Origin of the sequence: Sphaerisporangium sp. NPDC051017 (genome assembly GCF_040683095.1) — a bacterium.
GTDB lineage: Bacteria > Actinomycetota > Actinomycetes > Streptosporangiales > Streptosporangiaceae > Sphaerisporangium.
Map to the genome: position 1 here is coordinate 59987 of NZ_JBFBCI010000012.1, position 19181 is coordinate 79167.

Consider the following 19181-nt stretch of genomic DNA (forward strand, 5'->3'; position numbering starts at 1 on the left):
GCGTCTCACCCTTTCCTCTTCCTCTGCGCCTGAGGCAGATTACCGCCCAGCGGGGACCCGGGTGCCGTCCACTGCGGAACGCGGGGGCCACGCCGGGCGGACGAGCCCGGCAGAGGTCGGCAAAAGGCGCATTGCACTCGCTCAACGGTACTGAGGCACAAATCCACAGCATCTGTTGCCCCCTGTTGACCTGGGGCTTCGTAGCCTCTAATGCGTGAAATGGGTCGACAGCAGAGGATTCGAGGTCGAGGCCCTGGTCCTCGGCAACCAGCCCTGGCTGCGCGTGCGCAGAGGCCAGGACTACGTCGCCTACTACACGGACGTGGCCGAGCTGTCCCAGCACCTCGACCTGGCCGATCTGGTCGTGACCGACTGAGCCTCGCGAGGAAGCCCTTGAACGACGGGCCGGAGCGGTCGTCGCGGCGCGCCCGGACGAGAGTTACAGTGGCGCCCGAGGGAGCGGAGAGGAGCCGGCGGGTGCTGAAGTGGGACACCTTGTCACCGGGTGAGAAGAGGGCGGCCGTCGCGCTGGCGGCGATGCTACCTGGCTACGTCAACGCCGTCTTCGTCGCCGAACATCTCGCCGAGACGATCGCGTGGCGGCGCGGCGAGCTGACCGACGAGCAACTGCTCGCCCGCACCGGCTGGACGTTCAACGCGACGCCGGAGCAGTACGCCGACATGGCGCTCAGATCCGCCCAGGCCGCCGGAATCGACCCGGTGGAGTGGCTCGACGCGATGAAGGATGCCTACGAGGAACAGCGCGCCATCGCCGCCGAGCTGGAAGCCCACTCCCAGCGTGCCAAGGAGACGACCCCGGACGAGTTCTGGGAGATCGTCAACGCCAATACCTGGCCGGACATCGTCGCGGAGCCCGGCGGGCCCTCCGAGCCGCCCGAGACACCGGGCAGGCCCGAACGGCCGGGCGCGTAGACCGGCCGCCGATGATCTTCTCGATCTGCTTGAATCTTCACCATGTCCGCTGAGTCCGCTGAGTCCGCTGAGTCCGCTGAGTCCGCTGAGTCCGCTGAGTCCAGTGAGCCCGACGAGCCCAGTGACCGGCCGGCCGCGCGGGTGGTGTGCGTGGACGGGGACGGGCGCGTGTTGCTGCTGCGCTGGCGGGACACCGTCGCCGGCAGGGTGTTCTGGGAGCCGCCCGGAGGTGGCATCGATCCGGGAGAGACGCCGCTGGAGGCGGCGCGCCGGGAGCTCGCCGAGGAGACCGGCCTGCCCGGCGACGCGGTGATCGACGTGTCGGTGCCGGTCGAGCGCGACTACCACTGGCTCGGCGTCCACTACGTCAAGGTGGAGCCGTTCTACCTCGCCCGCTTCGGCGGGTCCCCGCAGGTGGCGCCCGCCACGCTGACCAGCGAGGAGCAGGACACCTTCCTCGGGCACGGCTGGTTCACCCCGGCCGAGATCGCCGCCCTCCCCGATCCGGTCGAGCCCCCGGCCCTCACCGAGGTCGTCGCCCTGCTGGACGACCTCGGCCGCCGCACGAGCCCTCACGAAGGGCGCTGAGGACGCCACCTGGCGGGGGACGTCATCCGCCGCCGGGCGCGGCCTCGCGAAGGGCGGTGAGGACGTCCTGGTCGTCCGGGTCGAGCTCGTGCGCCCGGCGCAGGTCGGCCAGGGCGGCGTCCCGCCGGCCGAGGTCCGCGAGCGCGACGGCCCGGTTGAAGTAGAGCGCCGCGTCCTCCCCCGGCTCCAGGGCGCGCGTCAGGTCCGCCGCCGCGCCCTCCGGGTCCCCCGTCTCGTACCGCAGGCCCGCCCGCCCGGCCCAGGCCGCGACGAGGCCGGGCGCCCCCGCGAGGGCGCCGTCGAACGCCTCCCGCGCCCGCGCGTACCTCCCGGCCGCGGTTTCGAGCTGGCCGAGGACGCACAGCAGGTGCGGGTTGCGCGGCGCGAGCGCGAGCCCCGCGTCCACGTCGGCCTGGGCGGGCCCGTCGAGGCCCAGCTGGGCCAGCAGCCCCGCGCGGTTGATGTAGGCGTCGAGGTACCCGGGGTCGAGTTCGATCACGCGGTCGAGGTCGGCCCTGGCCGCGGCGAGGTCGCCCTCGGCGAGCAGGAGCTGGGCGCGGTTGTAGTGCGCCTCGGGCAGGGGCGGGCTCAGCCGGACGGCGTCGTCGTAGTCGGCGAGCGCGGCCTCGACGCGGCCCATCTGGAAGAGCAGGTTGCCGCGGTCCAGGTGGTAGTCGGGGTAGTCGGGGTCCATCTCCACTGCGGCGTCCAGGTCGGCCAGGGCCTCCTCGGGGTGCCCCATCACGCCGAGGAGCTGCGCCCGGTTGGCGTGCAGGATCATGCGGTGGACACGATGGCGCCCGTGAGGTAGATCGGTCTCGGCGAGCTTGATGGCGGACTCGACCAGCGTGAGCGCCGCGTCCACGCGGCCCGCGCGCATCTCGATGAGGGCCTTGCCGTTGAGGTCGAAGCCCAGCTTGAAGGCGCGGACGGCGCGGTCGGGCAGCAGGGTGGAGATCGCGATGGCCTCGTTGATCCAGCCCTGGGCGCGGCCGAGGTCGCGGCGGGCGGGGTCGGGGTGGCGGGCGTCCAGCATGGCGGCGCCGTAGGCCGCCGCCGAGTGCACCTCGGGGTCCAGGCTGGCGCGGCGGGCCCGCTCGTACAGGGCGCGCGCCTCGTCCCTGCGGCCGGTGCCGGCGAGCGCGGTCGCCGTGCCCTGGAGCAGGTTCCACCACCGGCCCGCCGCGGGCTCGGCCAGGGCCATGCCTCGCAGCCCGAAGTCTGCGGCGGCGTCCAGGAAGCCCTCGCCCAGGCAGTGGTCCAGGGCGGCCCACAGCGCCTCCACGCCCGCACCGGACGGGTCGCTCCCGTGCTCGCGGTGGTAGGGGATGGCGCCGAGGGCGTGGCGGCGCTCGCCGGTGGCAGCGAGCGCGCCCGCGCGCCGGTCGTGCAGGCGGGCGCGCTCGGCGGGGGGCAGGGCGTGGTAGGCGGCGGGCGCCCGGGGGTCGTCCAGCGTGCCGTCGGCGGCGACATAACGGGCGGCAAGATCCTGGGGATCTTCCATAGCCGATAAATCGGCTTTTATCGCGTGCCCGGTAAACCAATCCTGTGGCGCTTTACTCGAGCACGCCACAATTGTCAACTGAGTGGGGTCGAATCGGCGCATCAGGGTGCGCAGAAGTTCGCGGTCGGTCTCGTCCGCCTCGTCGGCGTTCTCGGCCACGATGGCCGGCACCTTCACCCCGCAGTCGCGGACGAATTCCGCGATTCCATTCGCGATCCGCAGCGTGCGGCGCGGGGCCGGCACGAGGATGCGCTCCTCATCGGGCAGGCGGGTATAGAGAGGGGAACGGCGGGCGGGCACCCGGTCCCGCAGATCGGGTGCCGCCGCTCGGATCTCGATGTCGTGGTCCGCCACGACACCAGGGGCGCGCTCAAGCGCGGCCGGCACCAAGGCATGGAGCAGCGCTCCCCCGAAGGTGTACGGCCCTCGGAGGCGCCGGTGGGCGTCGACCACCGGGATCGGCCACCATGGAAGGCCGAGCCGGTCGAGCACGGTCAGGCGGTCGCGCGAGCGCCCCCCGTGGATCCAGAGGTGGCCAGGTCGGCCGGTCACCCCTTGTGGATCGCACTCGCGCTGCCGGTGAGATGGACCATGCCAGGCTTGCGGACGACGATCTTCTTCATCGGATGCCCTCTCCTCGGGTCTTCACTACAAAGACCTAATTATCGGACAAATCGATAAATCCGCAAGTATAGGCAGTGTCTTGGACCGAAATTCGATATATATGCGCCTAGTGGGTAAGTTGCGATGAAGGCTGCGGCGTCAGCGGCTTCTCACCGTAAACAACGACAAGTCCTCCCCTGTCCTCCCGGCGGACTTCCCGCCAGCCGTACTTCCGGTAGAGCTCCAGCGCCGCGCCCTGCCGCAGCGTCGTGTCCCCGCGCAGCCTGCTGTAGCCGAGCCGCCGCGCGGCCTCCTCCAGCGCGTCGATGACGAGCGTGCCGAACCCGCGCCGCTGGAAGTCCGGACGGACCCGCAGGCGGCACAGCTCGGCGCAGTCGTCGTCGACGCGCCGCAGGCCGCCCATGGCCACGATGCCGGCGCCCTCCACCTCGCCGACCAGGAACTCGCCCCGGTCGGCCAGGTAGACCTCGTTGATGCGCGGGATGTCATCGTCGTAGTAGACCCCGTCTCCCATGGTGATGCCGACCTGGGAGAGACAGGTGCGGTGCAGGTCCCAGACGGCTTCCCGATCCGACCAGCGATACCGCCTGAGCACAAGCGTCATACAGCGGGCTCCGCCGGTGTCTCGGGCGCCGGGCCCATCGTCGCGAGGTGCTCGATGAAGTCCTGGAGCCCTTCGATGTTGTCGCCACATTTGACCTGGATCGCCTTGGCGAGGTCCGCGGCCCGGCGCACGATGATGTCCGTCCGGAAGCCGTCGCCGACCCGGTCCACCGCGTCCCTGCCGAGCCGCAGCGCCTCGTGGCCGTCGCCTTCGAGCAGCCTGCACTGCGCCTGGTCGAATCTGATGAGCGTCTGGTCGAGCAGGTCGCCGTCGTACTTCTCCAGCGCCTGCTCCAGGATCAGGTCGGCCTCGACCGTCTGCCCGAGCCGGGTCAGGGCGTCGCCCTGGTGGAAGTAGAGCTGGCGCTCGGTGTAGCCGAAGACGGTGTCCTCCTGCTGGGCGGGGTTCATCTGGGCGAACGCGGCCCTGGCGCGGGCCAGCGCACGCTTGGCCTGGTCGACGACTTCCTTCTTGCCTCCCGCGTTGGCGAGCATCGACAGCGCCCTGGCCTCCACGACGGGGGCCATGGCCTTGGCCGCGCACGGGGTCTGCCCGGCGAGGTCGCGGCTCTTCTTGGCGAGGTTGAGGGCCTCGCGTGGATCTCCGTAGAAGAGGGGCACCAGGGCCTCGCGCGCGGTGACCCAGGCCCGCAGCGCGCGGTCCCCGGTCTCGTCCGCGGCGGCGCGCGAGGTGCGGAAGAACGACCGGGCGAGGCGCTGGTCACCGAGGTCGATCATGATGATGCCGGCCAGGCCGGAGAGGCGGGCGGCCAGCGCGCAGAGGCGCTCCTGGAGATCGATCGGCTGGTGGCGCTCCATCGCCTGCCGGACCGTGCTGAACTCAAGGAGCACGTCGCAGAGCTGCTGCAACGGTGGGGTGTTCATGTACTGCCGGCCGAAAGAGGTCGCCGCCTCTTCCCAGTGATCGAGCATGGCGGGGGACACGGTGGTCGACACCAGGGTCTCGTCCATGCGCCTGCGGATGTTGTCGGCCGCGCCGAGCACGGAGTCGTTCAGCGGCACCGCGGTGCCCGCGATCATCGCCAGCAGCGTCCTACGTAACACGTTCTCGTCCTCCTCACCCCCGTCCGCGGTGGAGTCGCTGAGCGGCTTGACCCACAGCTCGCGCGATTCGGGGGAACTCTCGGGTTTGACCTCCTTGAGGCCGCCCCGCACGATGCCGGGCATGCGATGGCCATGGCCACAGATGCACGGGCCGTCGTAGCCGAGGGCGGCCGGCTCGACCCGGTAGACGGAACACAGATAGTGGAGGTACTCGGGGCCAGGGCGTTTCAACCCGCTTTCGTATGCACTGAGAAGCGTTTCCCCTATGCCGGGTACCGGTTTGCCGTCGCGTTCGAACAGAGCACGCACCTGTTCGATCACGTCGGCAAGGGCGACCCCATGAGCGAGGCGGTGTGATTTGATTCGAGTTGTCCCGAAATGAGGGGAACACTCTTCATAAATCTCCTCGGCGATTCGGGCGGAACTACGCCCGGCCGCCAGGCCTCGCGCCCGGGTTCGCCGGGCCAACTCCGTTTCCTTGTGCTGTCTGCCGGACATCCCGGCCCCTCCCTTGCGGCCAGCCGCTCATGCTGGCCACGTCGCCGACCGGTTCATCACCTACGATGACGCAGCATCACGCCCGGGTTACGCTGCGTCTATTGAGAATGATGGACCAGTTATGACCAGCCGTGAAAGGACGATAGAAGCTGCTGGCATAGGATCGTCCCCCGCCGGGCGTGTTCTTTCAACCCACTTGAAATAACCGAGCACCCGACTGCCCGTGAAGCTTCGTTGACCCATCGGCCCGGGTGAGTCAGATTTGGCCAACCAGCCGCGATTCACCAGGGGATTAACCCCCCGGAAATCGCCGGAGACGAGGGAAGGCTCCGAGTGGACGACAGCTTCCAGCACCTGGAACGACTGGCCGATGAGCTCGACGCTCGCGGGCTGCTCGCCAGGGTGGTGCACACACAGTCGGGACGGGCGTTCGTCCGCGTGATCAATCCGAACGCCACGAGTCTGGCCGAGAACGTCACCTGCCGCGCGCAGGCGGCCCCCGCATACTTCTGGTGGTCGTGGGGCGAGCGCATGCACACGGCCGACGACCCGGCGGGCGCGGCGACCAAGGTCGCCCGAGTGCTGGCCGCGGTGAGCGAATAGGCACGAGGCGGACGGGGTGCAGCGCAGTCACCTCGTCCGCCCGTGTCCCACCGCGGCTCTTCGGGGTCGGCGGGGCGTCCGGTGCGGAGCGCTCCGGCCTGTGGCGACACAGCAGCCGGAGCGCTGGGCGCCCCGCCGGCTCCGTGTATCAACGATCGAACTCTTCGTGATCAACGAGCAGTCCGTGTTCTTGATCACATGGCTGCCGCCGGGCGCGGACATTCTCCGCGGCCGGCGGTGATCGGGAATCCCCCGATCGGGAACGGCGCGGGACACGCTTCCGGGTGCGTGTCCCGCCCGGGCCGCACGTCACCGGGGTGTCCGGGCCCGCCCTCCGCGGCCCCGGGCCGGGCACTCCCGTCTTCCCCGGCGCGGTGTGACGACGGCCGGGCCGGTCGGCGGAGTCGCTTCGGTCAAGTACCGTTTTCTCTAGGTCAAGGACCGACATCGTCTTCGCCGACCGGCCCGATCCGAAGGGGAGCAACCGCGTGTTCCTGCTTGGCCCCAGTCCGGCGCCGTCTCCCTCGACCTCGCCCGATCCGGGACTCCCCGGCCTCGACGACGCCGCACAACTGGCCATGAACATGTGCGGCGGCACCAGCAAGGACAACGTCCTGTGTGGCATCCTGCTCAACGTGCTACCCGCCGACTGGGCGTCCCCTGTGGCCTGGATCATCAGCATCGTCCTCATCCTGGTGGTCGCCCTGGTCATCCGAGGGCTGCTCCACCGAGTGGTCGACCGCGTGATCCGCCGGGCCGCCGACGGCGTCATGCCAGAACGCCTGCGATTCCGCGCCACGCCCGTGGACGGCGCAACGGCCGTGATCACCGAGCGCCGCCGCCAGCGCGCCGAGACGCTCGGGTCCGTCCTCAACAGTCTGATCACCGCCGTCGTCTTCGGCACCGCCGGGCTCATGGTGCTCAGCCGGTTCGGGCTCGACCTGGCGCCCATCCTGACCAGCGTCGGCATCCTCGGCGTCGCGGTGGGCTTCGGCGCCCAGGAACTGGTGAAGGACTTCATCGCCGGCATGTTCATGCTGGTGGAGGACCAGTACGGTGTGGGCGACCTGATCGACACCGGGATGGCGATCGGCACCGTCGAGGCCGTGACGCTGCGCATCACCCGCCTGCGCGACGTCGACGGCCGGGTCTGGTACGTCCGCAACGGCACGATCACCCGCGTCGGCAACGAGTCACAGGGGTGGTCGCGGGCCGTGGTCGACGTGCCGGTGGCCTACGAGGCGGACATCGCCGGCATCCGGGATGTCCTCAAGGGCCTCACCGAGGAGATCTGGAACGACCCGGACCTTCGCGACATCGCGATCGTCGAGGAGCCCCAGGTGTTCGGGCTGGAGCAGATCTCCGACAAGGCGATGATCTTCAGGATCAGCGTGAAGACGGTGCCGTCGCAACAGGCCGAGGTCGCCCGCGAGGTCCGCATGCGGGTCAAGATGGCGCTGGACCGGGCCGGCATTCCCCTCGCCGCGTCTGAGTAGGCTGGTTCGCGTGTCCGCTACTCCTCCGGAATCCATGTCCTTCTACGACGCCGTGGGCGGCTCAGAGGCCTTCGAGCGCCTCGTGCACCGCTTCTACCAAGGCGTCGCCGACGACCCGCTCCTGCGCCCGCTGTACCCCGAAGAGGACCTCGACGGGGCCGAGGAGCGCCTGCGCCTGTTCCTCATCCAGTACTGGGGCGGCCCGAGCACGTACGGCGAGCGCCGCGGGCATCCCCGGCTGCGCATGCGGCACGCGCCGTTCGTGATCGGCGAGGCGGAACGCGACGCCTGGCTGCGCCACATGCGCGAGGCCGTCGAGTCCCTGGAGCTCCCCGGCGAGCTGGAGGCCAAGCTCTGGAACTACCTGGAGTACGCCGCGCAGAGCCTCGTCAACGCCCACTGACCCCGTCGGCCGGCCCTCCCCGGCCGAAGCACCGTCCCCCGCCCTCGGGCCAGACGCCGGACCGCTCCACGCACGGCCCGGGGCGCAGGGGCAGCGGCAGGCAGGGTGAGAAGCTCCCCGTGGTGGCGCGACGCCGTCGTCCACGAGATCTACGTTCGCAGCCGCGCCCATCCACGTGGACGTTCGGGGACGGGCGGATGGCGCTCTTGATACGACGATGGCGGGGTCCTGGTCGTCCGGACCCCGCCTGCCAGCTGTGCCTATGGCCGCGCCTCCGACACGAAGGGTTCGGGGCGCACTTTAGGCGGCGAACTCAGTCGCGGGTGAGCTTGCGGTACGTCACCCGGTGGGGGCGCGCCGCCTCGGCGCCCAGGCGGTCGATCTTGTTCTTCTCGTAGTCGGCGAAGTTGCCCTCGAACCAGAACCAGTTCGAGCCGCCCTCCCACGCGAGGATGTGCGTCGCGATGCGGTCGAGGAACCACCGGTCGTGCGAGGTGATCACCGCACAGCCCGGGAAGTCCAGCAGGGCGTTCTCCAGGCTACCCAGCGTCTCGGTGTCGAGGTCGTTGGTGGGCTCGTCCAGCAGCAGGACGTTGCCGCCCTGCTTGAGCGTGAGCGCGAGGTTGAGGCGGTTGCGCTCGCCGCCGGACAGGATGCCCGCCGGCTTCTGCTGGTCGGGGCCCTTGAAGCCGAACGCCGCGATGTAGGCGCGCGAGGGCATCTCGACGTGGCCGACCTTGATGTGGTCGAGCTCGTCGGAGACGACCTGCCAGACGTTCTTCTTCGGGTCGATGTTGCCGCGGCCCTGGTCGACGTAGGAGATCTTGACGGTCTCGCCGATCGTGATGTCGCCGGTGTCGGGCATCTCGGCGCTCATGATCATGCGGAACAGTGTGGTCTTGCCCACGCCGTTGGGACCGATGACGCCGACGATGCCGTTGCGGGGCAGGTCGAAGGTCAGACCCTCCATCAGCAGGCGGTCGTCGAAGCCCTTCGTGAGGCCGGCCGCCCTGATGACGGTGGTGCCGAGGCGCGGGCCCGGCGGAATCTGGATCTCTTCGAAATCGAGCTTGCGGTGCTTGTCGGCCTCGGCCGCCATCTCTTCGTAGCGCTGGAGACGCGCCCGGCTCTTGGTCTGGCGGGCCCGCGCGTTGGAGCGCACCCACTCGAGCTCTTCCTCCAGGCGCCTCCTGCGCTTGGCGTCCTTCTGGCCCTCGACCTTCAGGCGGGCCGCCTTCTGCTCCAGGTAGGTGGAGTAGTTGCCCTCGTAGGGGTAGCAGCGACCGCGGTCGAGCTCGAGGATCCACGTCGCCACGTTGTCGAGGAAGTAGCGGTCGTGGGTGACGGCCAGGACGGTGCCGGGGTACTTCTCCAGGTGCTGCTCCAGCCACTGGACGCTCTCGGCGTCGAGGTGGTTGGTGGGCTCGTCGAGCAGCAGCAGGTCGGGCTGCTCCAGCAGCAGCTTGCACAACGCGACGCGGCGGCGCTCACCACCCGACAGCTTGGTCACCTCGGCGTCGGGCGGCGGGCAGCGCAACGCGTCCATCGCCTGTTCGAGCTGGCTGTCGACGTCCCACCCGTTGCGGTGGTCGAGGGCCTCCTGCAGTTTGCCCATCTCGTCCAGCAGCTCGTCGCTGTAGTCGGTCGCCATGAGCTCGGCGATCTCTTCGAAGCGGGCCCGCATGGCCAGCGTCTCGGCCACGCCCTCCTGGACGTTGCCAAGGACGGTCTTGGACTCGTTGAGCGGAGGCTCCTGCTGGAGCATGCCGACCGTGAACCCGGGCATCAGCCGGGCATCACCGTTCGACGGCTGCTCGAGGCCGGCCATCATCTTCAGAAGCGTGGACTTACCGGTGCCGTTGGGGCCCAGTACACCAATCTTGGCTCCGGGCAGGAAATGCAGCGTGACGTCGTCAAGGACAACCTTGTCGCCGTGCGCCTTGCGCACGCGCTGCATCGTGTAGATGTACTCGGGCATGCCTCTAAGACTAGGGGATTCCGCCGTCGGAGTTGTCCGCTCGCGCACGAGGGGGCGGGACCGGGGCGACCGGCAGGCAGATGCGGTCGCGGCCGAGCTCCTTGGCCCGGTAGAGAGCGAGATCGGCCGCGGCCAGCAGCTCGATCAGGTCGTCGCCGTGGACGCTCATGATGGCCACGCCCGCCGACACCGTGACGGTGATCATCGCGTCGTCGACCGGAATGGCCATCCTGCCGACGCGGGAGCGCAGGCGCTCGGCCACCCGGCGGGCCTCGGCGACGTCCGCCCCCGGCAGCAGGACCACGAACTCCTCGCCGCCGAACCGGCCGACGACGTCGTATTCGCGGAGCTGGCTGCGCAGGGCCGTGGCGACACCCGCGAGCACCTGGTCGCCGACCAGGTGGCCGTAGGTGTCGTTGACCCGTTTGAAGTGGTCGATGTCGACGATCAGGAGCGCGAGCGTCTCGCCGGTGCGCCGGGCGCGGACGATCTCGGTGTCGGCCTCCCGCTGCCAGGCCGTCGCGTTGAGCAGGCCGGTCTTGGCGTCGGTGCGGGCGGCGGCCTTGAGCTGGGCGTGCAGCAGGCTGCGTTGCAGGAGCACCACCGGCGGGAGCGTGAGAAGCAGCAGCAGCGGGCTGACCCCGCAGGCGATGGCGACCAGGACGCCGAGGCAGAGCTCGACGACGTCGAGGATCACGCGCTCGCGATCCCACAGGACGTCGCGCCATCGGGAGTCGGGATCGGAGATCTGCAGGGCGACGGCGATCAGGGCGGTGTTGAGGACGGTGAACAGCGCCGCGCAGGCCACGGCCAGGGCGATCGGCCCGCCCGTGCCGAGCGAGGGCCCCGCCGGGGCGCGCACGAAGGCGTGAAAGACCATGGACGCGACGCCGGCGGCGAGGCCGATCGCCGCCGCGCTGAACACCCGCCGGTAGAGCACCGTGGCCCGTACCCGGATCTGCAGCAGGAACTGCAGCGGCAGGGGCGCCAGCAGCGCGTACACCGGGGGCAGCAGCAGCGCGACGGGGAGCCACCACGCGGAGAGCAGGTCACGGGACACGCCGGCCGGCATGCCGAGCCTGCGGGTCGCCTCGATGCAGACCGCCCCGCAGGCCACCAGGGCCAGGAAGGTCAGGAACTCCGCCCAGCGGAACTCGGTCGACAGGGCGAGGTAGCCCGCCGCGCCCACGGCGAGGCCCACGGTGGCGCAGACGTAGAGGACCAGCATGGTGGGCTGAGCCAGCAACGGCCAGCGATCGGCCAGTGATTGCACGCCGACCCGTGGCTCGTCCGAGGAATGACCGAGCGCCGTCATCACATCCCCCAAGCTCACATCCGTCCGGACGGGTTCGATGTCTCGACTGTACGTCTCACGATGTGTAACACAATAGTCGCAGAGTGTGCGGGGCGCGATGAGAACCGCTACGTTGGAGCACTGCGGCCACGCCTCCCCCGGTTGGAGGCCCAGGCCACGATCCGACCGCTCCGCGACGAGCGGCTCCCCTGCGGGAAAGGAGCAGCCATGGTGCGAGGCGTCATCTGGACCTGACCAGACACACCCACCCATGACCCACGGCAGCCCCTCGCCCGGCGCGCGATCCTCGAATCCGCCCCGTCGGACGCGTCAGGCGCGCCCAGACGCGCCACCCGAGACGCGACCGACCAGCCCTGGCGAGGAGGAGCGGCGCCGCCCCGGCAAGGAACCGTCCAGAAACGGAGCCGCCGGAACTCAGGCGGCCAGACGCTCGGCGATCTCGGCGGTCTCAATGGTCTCGGTGGTCTCTGTTGTCTCCATCGTCTCGGTCTTCTCGACCGCTTCCGCGGCCAACGCCTGGCGAGCGAAACCGGCGGGAGGCGCCACCTGAACGTCCCCGCCCTCGTTGGCGGCAGCCGTGACCGCCCCGGCCATCGCCATGACCGGTGTGCCGGCCCCGGCGGCCGTCCGCTGGGGTTTCTCGAAGGTGGTCACGCCCCGGCGCAGGTCATGGCCGACGGAGACGGCCTCGACCTCGGCCGCCGACCCTCGCCGGCCGTCGCGCTCGTAGGAGCGGACGCGCAGCTTGCCGTGCACGACGATGGGCTGCCCGGGCCTGACGCACCGGGCGACGTTCTCGGCCAGCACCCGGTAGCAGCGGACGGTGTAGTAGCTGGTCTCGCCGTCGTACCAGGACTGGCTGGACTTGTCGTAGAGGCGCGGCGCGCAGGCGAGCCGCAGTGACGTCACGCGGAGGCCGTTCTCACCGGCGAACTGCCGGGGCTCGGCGACGACGTTCCCGCTCAGCGTGATGTAGATGTCGTTCATCGTGCCTCCCATGGCGGGCCGGCGGACCGTCTCCACCGACATGGGAGTCAGCTTGACGCGGCCCGTCACCCTCCATGGTCGCCGAACCACGTTCTGTGGATGATTCGCCACGCCGCGCGGCCGCCTGTGGATAACCGGCCGCGCGGCACAACCGGCCGCGCGGCGGCAGATCACGCGGGGAAGTGACCGTCAGCGCCGGGCCGCGGCGAGCGCGGCGAAGAACTCGTTATACCGCTGGAGTTCCTGCTCCACCGGCTTGACCACCATGTCCTTGGAGACGACCGAGATCCGCCGCCGCATGTCGCGTTCGAGACGGTCCCGCTCCTTGCCCGCGCCGAGCACGACGAAGTTGCGGCTCGCGATGGCCGACAGCAGGCCGAGTCCGAGCACACTGACCACCATCACCCCGAGCCAGGGCAGCACCGAGACGTCCCCGAGGAGCTCGGCGGGGGCCTTCCCCAGCTTGAGCACGCCGTACACGACGATGGCGCCGGCCCAGGCCAGCCCGGCGGCGAACAGCGCCACCAGCAGGTACTGCCAGACCTTCAGCAGCCGCCACCACCCAGGCACGCGGTCGAGGCGCGGGGCGGTCTCGGACAGTTCGCCGGACAGAACCTCGGGAAGCCTCTTCACCTGCGAGCGCGCGGCGTCGCGCACGCCGTTGCGCCACGCCTCGGGCATTCCGGACGTCAGCCCGTCGGCCAGCGCCTGCACGGCGTTCTCGACCTCGGCGGGCTGGGCGCTGACCTTGGCCGCCGTCACGGCCTTGATCTCGTCGCGGAGGTTGCCGATGCGCAGGCTGGCGAGGGGGTCGGGACGCAGGCGGGACGCCCAGCGGGCGAACGGCCAGCCGACCCAGTCGAGCGACCGCACCCCGTAGACGTTCTCCATGGCCTCTCCGACCGCCGGGACGCCGACCGCGTCGCTGAGCGCGTCGGTCAGGCCCTCCTGGCGGGCGAGGTCGACGGTGGGCTGCACCGCCATGGTCTGGGCCTTGGGCATGACCTTGGTCAGCCGGCCCATGAGGCGGTCGAGGTCGGCCTCCAGGCGCTGCACGGCGGCCCGGCGACCGGCGACGGACTCGGCCAGCACGCTCTTCAGGCTGTTGACCCCCCGGCCGGTCGCCGCCGAGGTCGGGACGATGCGCGGATGCTGCACGCCTTCCCGTTTGAGCAGGTCGGACAGGTCCACGACGCACTCGGCCAGTTCCTCGGGGGCCAGCCGGTCGGCCTGGTTCAGCGCGAACACCGTGACCGCCTCGTGCCCGGCGAGCTCGGCGACGTACTTGCCGTGGGTGGCCGCGTCGGCGTACTTCTGCGGGTCGAGCACCCACACGATGACGTCCGCGATCTGGATCAGCCGGTCGGCCTCGTGGTCGGTGATCGCGCGGATCGAGTCGTGGTCGGGCAGGTCGAGCAGGATCAGCCCGTGGAGCTGGCTCTCGCCCCTGTCCAGGGCGCTGGCGCGGGCGAAGCGGTGGCGCCACTGGATCTGCAGCCAGTCGAGCAGCGGCCCGGCGCCGTCGATGCCCCACACGCAGGCGTGCGGCCGGGCGGTGGTCGGCCTGCGGACCCCGGTCGGGGACAGCTCCAGCCCCGAGACGCGGTTGAACAGGGACGACTTGCCGCTGCCGGTGCCGCCCGCGAGCGCGACCACCGTGTGCTCGCCGGACAGCTTGAGACGGTCGCCGGCGCGCAGCAGCAGCCGTCCGGCCTCGGCGATCAGCGCGGGGTCGACCCGGCCGGGGCCGAGCTCCACGACCTTCGCCAGGGCCGCCATGCGCTGCCCCAGATCACTTCTCGTCTCCATCGTCCCGGCACGTCCGCCGCTGACCGTCATCGGGCGACCTCGAGGTTGTACGTTGCCTGGTAGAGCCGCTTGGCGGCGGCTTCGTCCGGGATTCCCGCCTCGTCGAGCACCTGCACGTATCGCAGGGTCTCCTCGTCGAACAGGAGGCTGATGCGGGCCCGCAGGTCGCTGCGCGCCTTGGTGCCGATGGTGCGCAGCGAGTCGGCCCCGAGCACGCCGCGCAGCAGCCGATCGGGAAGCGTGCCGGTGCCCGAGGTCTCCGCGACCTCCGAGCTTCCGTAGCCGAGCAGGCCGATCATGAAGACGAGCGCCAGGGACTCCACGTCGAAGGAGACGAGCTTGGCCACCGACCGCTTGGCCACACCGCCCGACCGGACGAGCCCCACCACGTGCTCCTGCCAGGCGCCGACCGTGCGGCCGACCCGGCGGACGAACTCCTCCGACGGGCCGCCGAGCCCGGGGGAGGCGGCAAGGCGGCCGCCGGCGCCGTCACGCTGCCGCCACCGGTTGACGACCTCCTCGGCCGCGCGCTGCCCGGCCGAGACGATGACGGACTCCAGCGCCGCGCGCAGCGCCTGCTTGAAGGCGCGCGACCGCGCGGGGGCCTGCTGGGACGCCTTGGTGGTCAGGCGGCCGGGGCGGCGCAGGTGCAGGGTGCGCATCAGGTCTCCGGAGCCCGCGAAGTCCTGCCAGCGGGCGAGGACCTCACCGCGCAGCAGCGACCCGTTGGTGGTGACCTCGTCGATCTCGGCGAGCGCGGCCATGTACGCGGCGTCGACGTCCGTGCGCAGCTCCGCGCGGAACGCGACCTGGGCCTCCAGGTGCCGCGCGAGGGCCGGGACACGGGCCCGGAAGCTGGACATCACGCCGTCGAGGGTGGCCTGGATGGCCTGCTCGCGGCGCTGATCGTCCACCGAGAGCTCGGTCAGCCACATGCGCAGCTCGGCGACCTCCTCCTCCGGCAGGCGGCCGGCGGTGACCACCGACTCGTTGACCACGAACCGCTCGACGTCGCCGAGGCCGTATTCCTGCAGCATGCGGGCGAAGTGCTTGTCGATCACGTCCCGGGACTTCACGGGCACGCGCGACAGGACGATGGCGAGGCGGGCGCCGCGTTCCTTGGCCCGCCGTAAGACGCCCCAGGACGGGGCGTCGGCGTACCGCGCGGCCGTGGTGACGAAGATCCACAGGTCGGCGGCGTCGAGCATGCGGTGGGCGACCTCGTGGTGGGCCTCGACCACCGAGTCGATGTCCGGGGTGTCCAGCAGGGCCACGCCCGGGGGCAGCCGCTCGCTGGTGGAGAGGACGAGGCTCTCGAGCGTGCCGTCCGTACCCGGCCGGTCGACGCGGATCATGCCGCCGAGCACCTCGCCCTTGGCGAACCACTCACGGTCGTCGGGGTGGCAGGCCAGCACGGGGGTGCCGGTGGTGGGGCGGCGCACTCCCGTGACGCTCAGCTTGGCGGCGGCCAGCGTGTTGACCAGCGTGGACTTGCCGGCGCCCGTGGAGCCCACGACGACGACCAGGGCGGGCGCCGTGCTCATGTGGACGCGCGGGATCACGTAGTTCTCGAGCTGGGCGAGGATCTCGGCCTGCGCCTTGCGCGCGTCCTCGACCCCGGGCACGTCGAGACCGAGCCGGAGGCCGGTGACGCTGTTCTTCAGGTTGGAGAGCGCGGCGGTCAGGGCGCGGGAGACGGGCTTGGGCAGCGGGACCTCGCGGACGGGCCCGGACACCTCGGCCAGGCCGATCGGCTCGGACCACTCGGTCGGCTCGGACCACTCGGTCAGCTCAGATTGCCCGGTCGGCTCGTGCGCAGTCGGCTCGTGCGCGGTTTCCGCCGCGGCCTCCGGGGCGTCCTCGGCCGACGCCGTTCGCTCCGGGTCCTCCGGCACCTCGGGGGCGTCCAGGACTTCTGACGCATTCAGCACTTCCGAGGCGGCGGACACCTCCGCGATATCCGATTCCTCCGCTATATCCGATTTGTCCGCACTATTCGCTACGTCCGCACCGTCGGTGCCGTCCGCGCCGGCCTGCTCCACCGCCGCGGCGCTCGGCTCGGAATCGTCCGCGCTCTCCACGGCGTGCGGGGGCTCCTCCGCGCGGTCCGTGTCCTCGGCGGCCTGGGCGGTTTCGCCGGCTCCGTCCGCGGTCGGGTCCGCGGTCGGGGCGGCTTCGTCCGCGGCACCCTCGGCCGCGGGGACCTTCCCGTTCCCGGCCGGCGCGCCCTCGGGGGCAAGGTCGTCGTCCACGCCGATGGCCTGGAACGTGATGGTCTGTTCCTCCAGGGCCTCGGGGACGTCCTTCCCCTCGGTCACCATGCCACCCGACCACTCGGTGTGCTCATCGGCGTACTCCGTCTTCTTCGCCGCCGACTTCACGGAACCCGCTCCGCTCGCACCATCTTGATCTCCTGGCCGACCCTGACGACGTCACCGACGACCACGATCGCCGGAGGCCGCGTCCCAGCGGCGATCACGCGCTCCGCCACCGTGGAGAGATCGGCATAAAGAGCTCGCTGGGTCGGAAGAGTACCGTCCTGTACCACCATCACGGGTGTTTCCGGCGAACGTCCTTCTCGTATCAGTGTGTGAGCGATCGCGGCAATTCTCTCGACAGCCATCAGAAGTACCAGGGTTCCCGGTGATCTCGCCAGTCCCGGCCAGTCAACAGTTGATTTCGGATCATCGGGTGCCACGTGAACGGAGATGACGTGGAACTCCTGGCTGACTCCGCGGTGGGTGACGGGCACGCCCTCGGCGGCGGGCACCGCGACCGCGCTCGTCACGCCGGGGACCACCACGACGGGGATTCCGGCCCGCGCGCAGGCCAGCATCTCTTCGCCGCCGCGGCCGAAGACGAACGGGTCGCCCCCCTTGAGCCGGACGACGAACTTGCCGAGCTTGGCGTGCTCGACGAGCAGCTCGTTGATCTTCTCCTGCGCGAGGTAGCGGCCGTAGGGGATCTTGGCGGCGTCGATCAGCTCGACGTCCGGCGCGAGCTCGTCCAGCAGGGCGCGGGGCGCGAGGCGGTCGGCGACGACGACGTCGGCCTGGGCGAGCAGCTGACGCCCGCGGACGGTGATCAGCGCCGGGTCGCCGGGGCCGCCGCCGACCAGCGCGACGCCGACGGGCTTGGTGCGGTTGCGCCGGGCGTCGACCGTGCCGTCACGCAGGGCGTCCACCACGGCGTCCCGGATGCCGGCCGCGCGGCGCGGGTCTCCCCCGGCGGTGACGGCGACGCTGATCTCGTCGACGCGGCCGCTCGCCGGGGTCCAGGCGGCGGAGGCGTCGCGGTCGTCGGCGCGCACGCACCAGATGCGCTTGGCCTCGGCCTCGGCGGCGATGGCGGCGTTGGCGGCGCGGTCGGACGTGCAGGCCTGGACGAGCCACGCGCCGTCGCAGTCGCCGACCTGGTAGCGGCGGCGCTCCCAGGTGATCGCACCGTCGGCGATCAGATCGTCCAGGGCCGGGGTCACGCTCGGGGACACCAGGGTGATCGAGGCGCCCGCGTCGAGCAGGGCGGGCACCCTGCGCTGGGCCACGCGCCCGCCCCCGACGACGAGCACGCGCCTGCCGTCGAGGCGGAGTCCGAGCAGGTAGGGCGACGACATTGGGACCGTGTTCCCTTTCCCGGGAAGTGGCAAAACCGTTGTGCGTGGAGTAAACCTACAGTCCGTCCGCCACCGGAGGCACAGCCCGGCCGCGTTCGTCCCCCGCCGCGCGCCTGCCTTCCAGGAGCGGCCTGCGGGGATCCCAGGGCTCGCCTCCCGCCTCCACCTCGCGCCTGCGGGCGAGGGCGGACAGCGCCTCCAGGATGACGCGGTTGCCCAGATAGGCGGTGATCTCGGCGTGGTCGTACGGCGGGGCGACCTCGACGACCTCCATGCCGACGACGGGCAGTTCGTAGCAGATGCGCCGGACCGCGTCGAGGAGCTGCCGGGCGGACAGGCCGCCGGGTTCGGGGGTGCCGGTGCCGGGCGCGTGGCCGGGGTCGCAGACGTCGATGTCGACGGAGAGGAACACGCCATCGCAGTCGTCGGTGGCGATGGCGAACGCCTCGGTGAGGCATTCGGTGAGGCCGCGTTCCACGATCTCGGTCATCTCGTATGACCGCATGTCCCGCTCGGCCATCCACGTCAGGGTCTCGGGGCCGGGCCAGTAGCCGCGCAGTCCGATCTGCAGGAACCTGTCGCCGCGGATCGCCTCCGACTCGATGAGGCGGCGCATGGGCTGGCCGTGCCCGTACAGGTGGCCGAACTCGATGTTCCCGGTGTCGGTGTGCGCGTCGAAGTGGATCATCGAGACGCGCCCGAAGCCGTGGTGGCGGGCCACGCCGCGGGCGTCGGGAAGGGCGATGGTGTGGTCGCCGCCGAGGACGAGGGGCATGGCGCCGGACGCGGCGATCGTGTGGACGGCCTCCTCGATGTTCGCGATCGAGGTCTCGATGTCGCCGGAGTAGCATTCGACGTCGCCGGCGTCGAGGACCTTCAGGTCGCGCAGCGGGTCCACGCGCAGGGCGAGGCTCGGCCTGGATCCGTCGTGGGGAAGGTAGCAGGCCTGCCGCAGGGCCATCGGGCCGAACCGCGCTCCGGGCCGGTTGCTCGTGCCGCCGTCGAACGGCGCCCCGAGGATGACGACGTCCGCGCCCGCGTAGCTCGCCGGGTCACCTAGGTCGCAGCGCTCCACGCCGAGGAACGTGATGTCGGGTCCGAACATCGGGCCGTAGCGCATCGGGGGTCCAATCATGCTCCGGCAGCAGAATGTCACTATTTA

Annotated in this window: 16 protein-coding genes; 6 read left to right on the forward strand and 10 right to left on the reverse strand. The window is 70.8% G+C overall.

Going from position 1 to position 19181, the window contains the following annotated elements:
- Positions 1-214: 214 nt before the first annotated feature.
- The 3 genes from AB0M95_RS13285 (at position 215) to AB0M95_RS13295 (ending at position 1521) form a co-directional block, all read left to right on the forward strand.
- The gene (locus AB0M95_RS13285) at positions 215-376 is read left to right on the forward strand and encodes a hypothetical protein (RefSeq protein WP_363763081.1); all 162 of its coding nucleotides are present in this window, start codon (positions 215-217) and stop codon (positions 374-376) included.
- Positions 377-477: 101 nt separating this feature from the next.
- Positions 478-933, forward strand: coding sequence for a hypothetical protein (locus AB0M95_RS13290; protein ID WP_363763083.1), 456 nt, complete (start codon positions 478-480; stop codon positions 931-933).
- A gap of 42 nt (positions 934-975) precedes the next feature.
- Entirely contained in the window at positions 976-1521 is a 546-nt protein-coding gene (locus tag AB0M95_RS13295; protein ID WP_363763085.1) for an NUDIX domain-containing protein, read from the forward strand.
- 22 nt (positions 1522-1543) lie between these two features.
- On the opposite strand, the gene AB0M95_RS13300 is transcribed toward AB0M95_RS13295, so the two are convergent.
- The 3 genes from AB0M95_RS13300 to AB0M95_RS13310 all read right to left on the reverse strand — a co-directional run bounded on the left by AB0M95_RS13300 (position 1544) and on the right by AB0M95_RS13310 (position 5548).
- On the reverse strand, positions 1544-3577 hold the full coding sequence (locus AB0M95_RS13300) for a tetratricopeptide repeat protein (RefSeq protein ID WP_363763087.1): 2034 nt from the start codon (positions 3575-3577) through the stop codon (positions 1544-1546).
- A gap of 178 nt (positions 3578-3755) precedes the next feature.
- Positions 3756-4253, reverse strand: a complete 498-nt coding sequence (locus AB0M95_RS13305) for a GNAT family N-acetyltransferase (RefSeq protein ID WP_363763089.1) — start codon at positions 4251-4253, stop codon at positions 3756-3758.
- Positions 4250-5548, reverse strand: coding sequence for an XRE family transcriptional regulator (locus AB0M95_RS13310; protein WP_363763091.1), 1299 nt, complete (start codon positions 5546-5548; stop codon positions 4250-4252). The genes AB0M95_RS13305 and AB0M95_RS13310 overlap by 4 nt, the downstream gene beginning before the upstream one ends.
- Before the next feature lie 600 nt (positions 5549-6148).
- On the opposite strand from AB0M95_RS13310, the gene AB0M95_RS13315 reads away from it, so the two are divergent.
- From AB0M95_RS13315 to AB0M95_RS13325, 3 genes are all read left to right on the forward strand, one after another.
- Positions 6149-6418: a hypothetical protein gene (locus AB0M95_RS13315; RefSeq protein ID WP_363763093.1), complete on the forward strand. Its 270-nt coding sequence runs from the start codon at positions 6149-6151 to the stop codon at positions 6416-6418.
- Positions 6419-6906: 488 nt separating this feature from the next.
- On the forward strand, positions 6907-7914 hold the full coding sequence (locus AB0M95_RS13320; RefSeq protein WP_363763095.1) for a mechanosensitive ion channel family protein: 1008 nt from the start codon (positions 6907-6909) through the stop codon (positions 7912-7914).
- A gap of 10 nt (positions 7915-7924) precedes the next feature.
- Positions 7925-8317, forward strand: coding sequence for a globin (locus AB0M95_RS13325; protein ID WP_358523854.1), 393 nt, complete (start codon positions 7925-7927; stop codon positions 8315-8317).
- A gap of 313 nt (positions 8318-8630) precedes the next feature.
- Here the strand turns inward: AB0M95_RS13325 and ettA are convergent, their stop codons facing one another.
- The 7 genes from ettA to speB form a co-directional block, all read right to left on the reverse strand.
- Positions 8631-10295: an energy-dependent translational throttle protein EttA gene (gene ettA / locus AB0M95_RS13330; protein WP_363763098.1), complete on the reverse strand. Its 1665-nt coding sequence runs from the start codon at positions 10293-10295 to the stop codon at positions 8631-8633.
- A 10-nt stretch (positions 10296-10305) separates the two neighbouring features.
- Positions 10306-11568: a GGDEF domain-containing protein gene (locus AB0M95_RS13335; RefSeq protein ID WP_363763100.1), complete on the reverse strand. Its 1263-nt coding sequence runs from the start codon at positions 11566-11568 to the stop codon at positions 10306-10308.
- Positions 11569-12024: 456 nt separating this feature from the next.
- Complete coding sequence (locus AB0M95_RS13340; RefSeq protein ID WP_363763103.1) at positions 12025-12639, reverse strand: single-stranded DNA-binding protein; 615 nt, start codon at positions 12637-12639, stop codon at positions 12025-12027.
- A gap of 147 nt (positions 12640-12786) precedes the next feature.
- Positions 12787-14436 carry a GTPase gene (locus tag AB0M95_RS13345; protein ID WP_363763106.1) on the reverse strand — a complete coding sequence of 550 codons (1650 nt, stop codon included), beginning with the start codon at positions 14434-14436 and terminating at the stop codon, positions 12787-12789.
- Positions 14433-16787 carry a dynamin family protein gene (locus AB0M95_RS13350; protein WP_363763109.1) on the reverse strand — a complete coding sequence of 785 codons (2355 nt, stop codon included), beginning with the start codon at positions 16785-16787 and terminating at the stop codon, positions 14433-14435. Before AB0M95_RS13350 ends, AB0M95_RS13345 begins: the two co-directional genes overlap by 4 nt.
- Entirely contained in the window at positions 16784-18019 is a 1236-nt protein-coding gene (gene cobA / locus AB0M95_RS13355) for a uroporphyrinogen-III C-methyltransferase (protein WP_363763112.1), read from the reverse strand. Before cobA ends, AB0M95_RS13350 begins: the two co-directional genes overlap by 4 nt.
- A gap of 55 nt (positions 18020-18074) precedes the next feature.
- Positions 18075-19154: an agmatinase gene (gene speB / locus AB0M95_RS13360; RefSeq protein ID WP_363763115.1), complete on the reverse strand. Its 1080-nt coding sequence runs from the start codon at positions 19152-19154 to the stop codon at positions 18075-18077.
- Between the last annotated feature and the right edge of the window lie 27 nt (positions 19155-19181).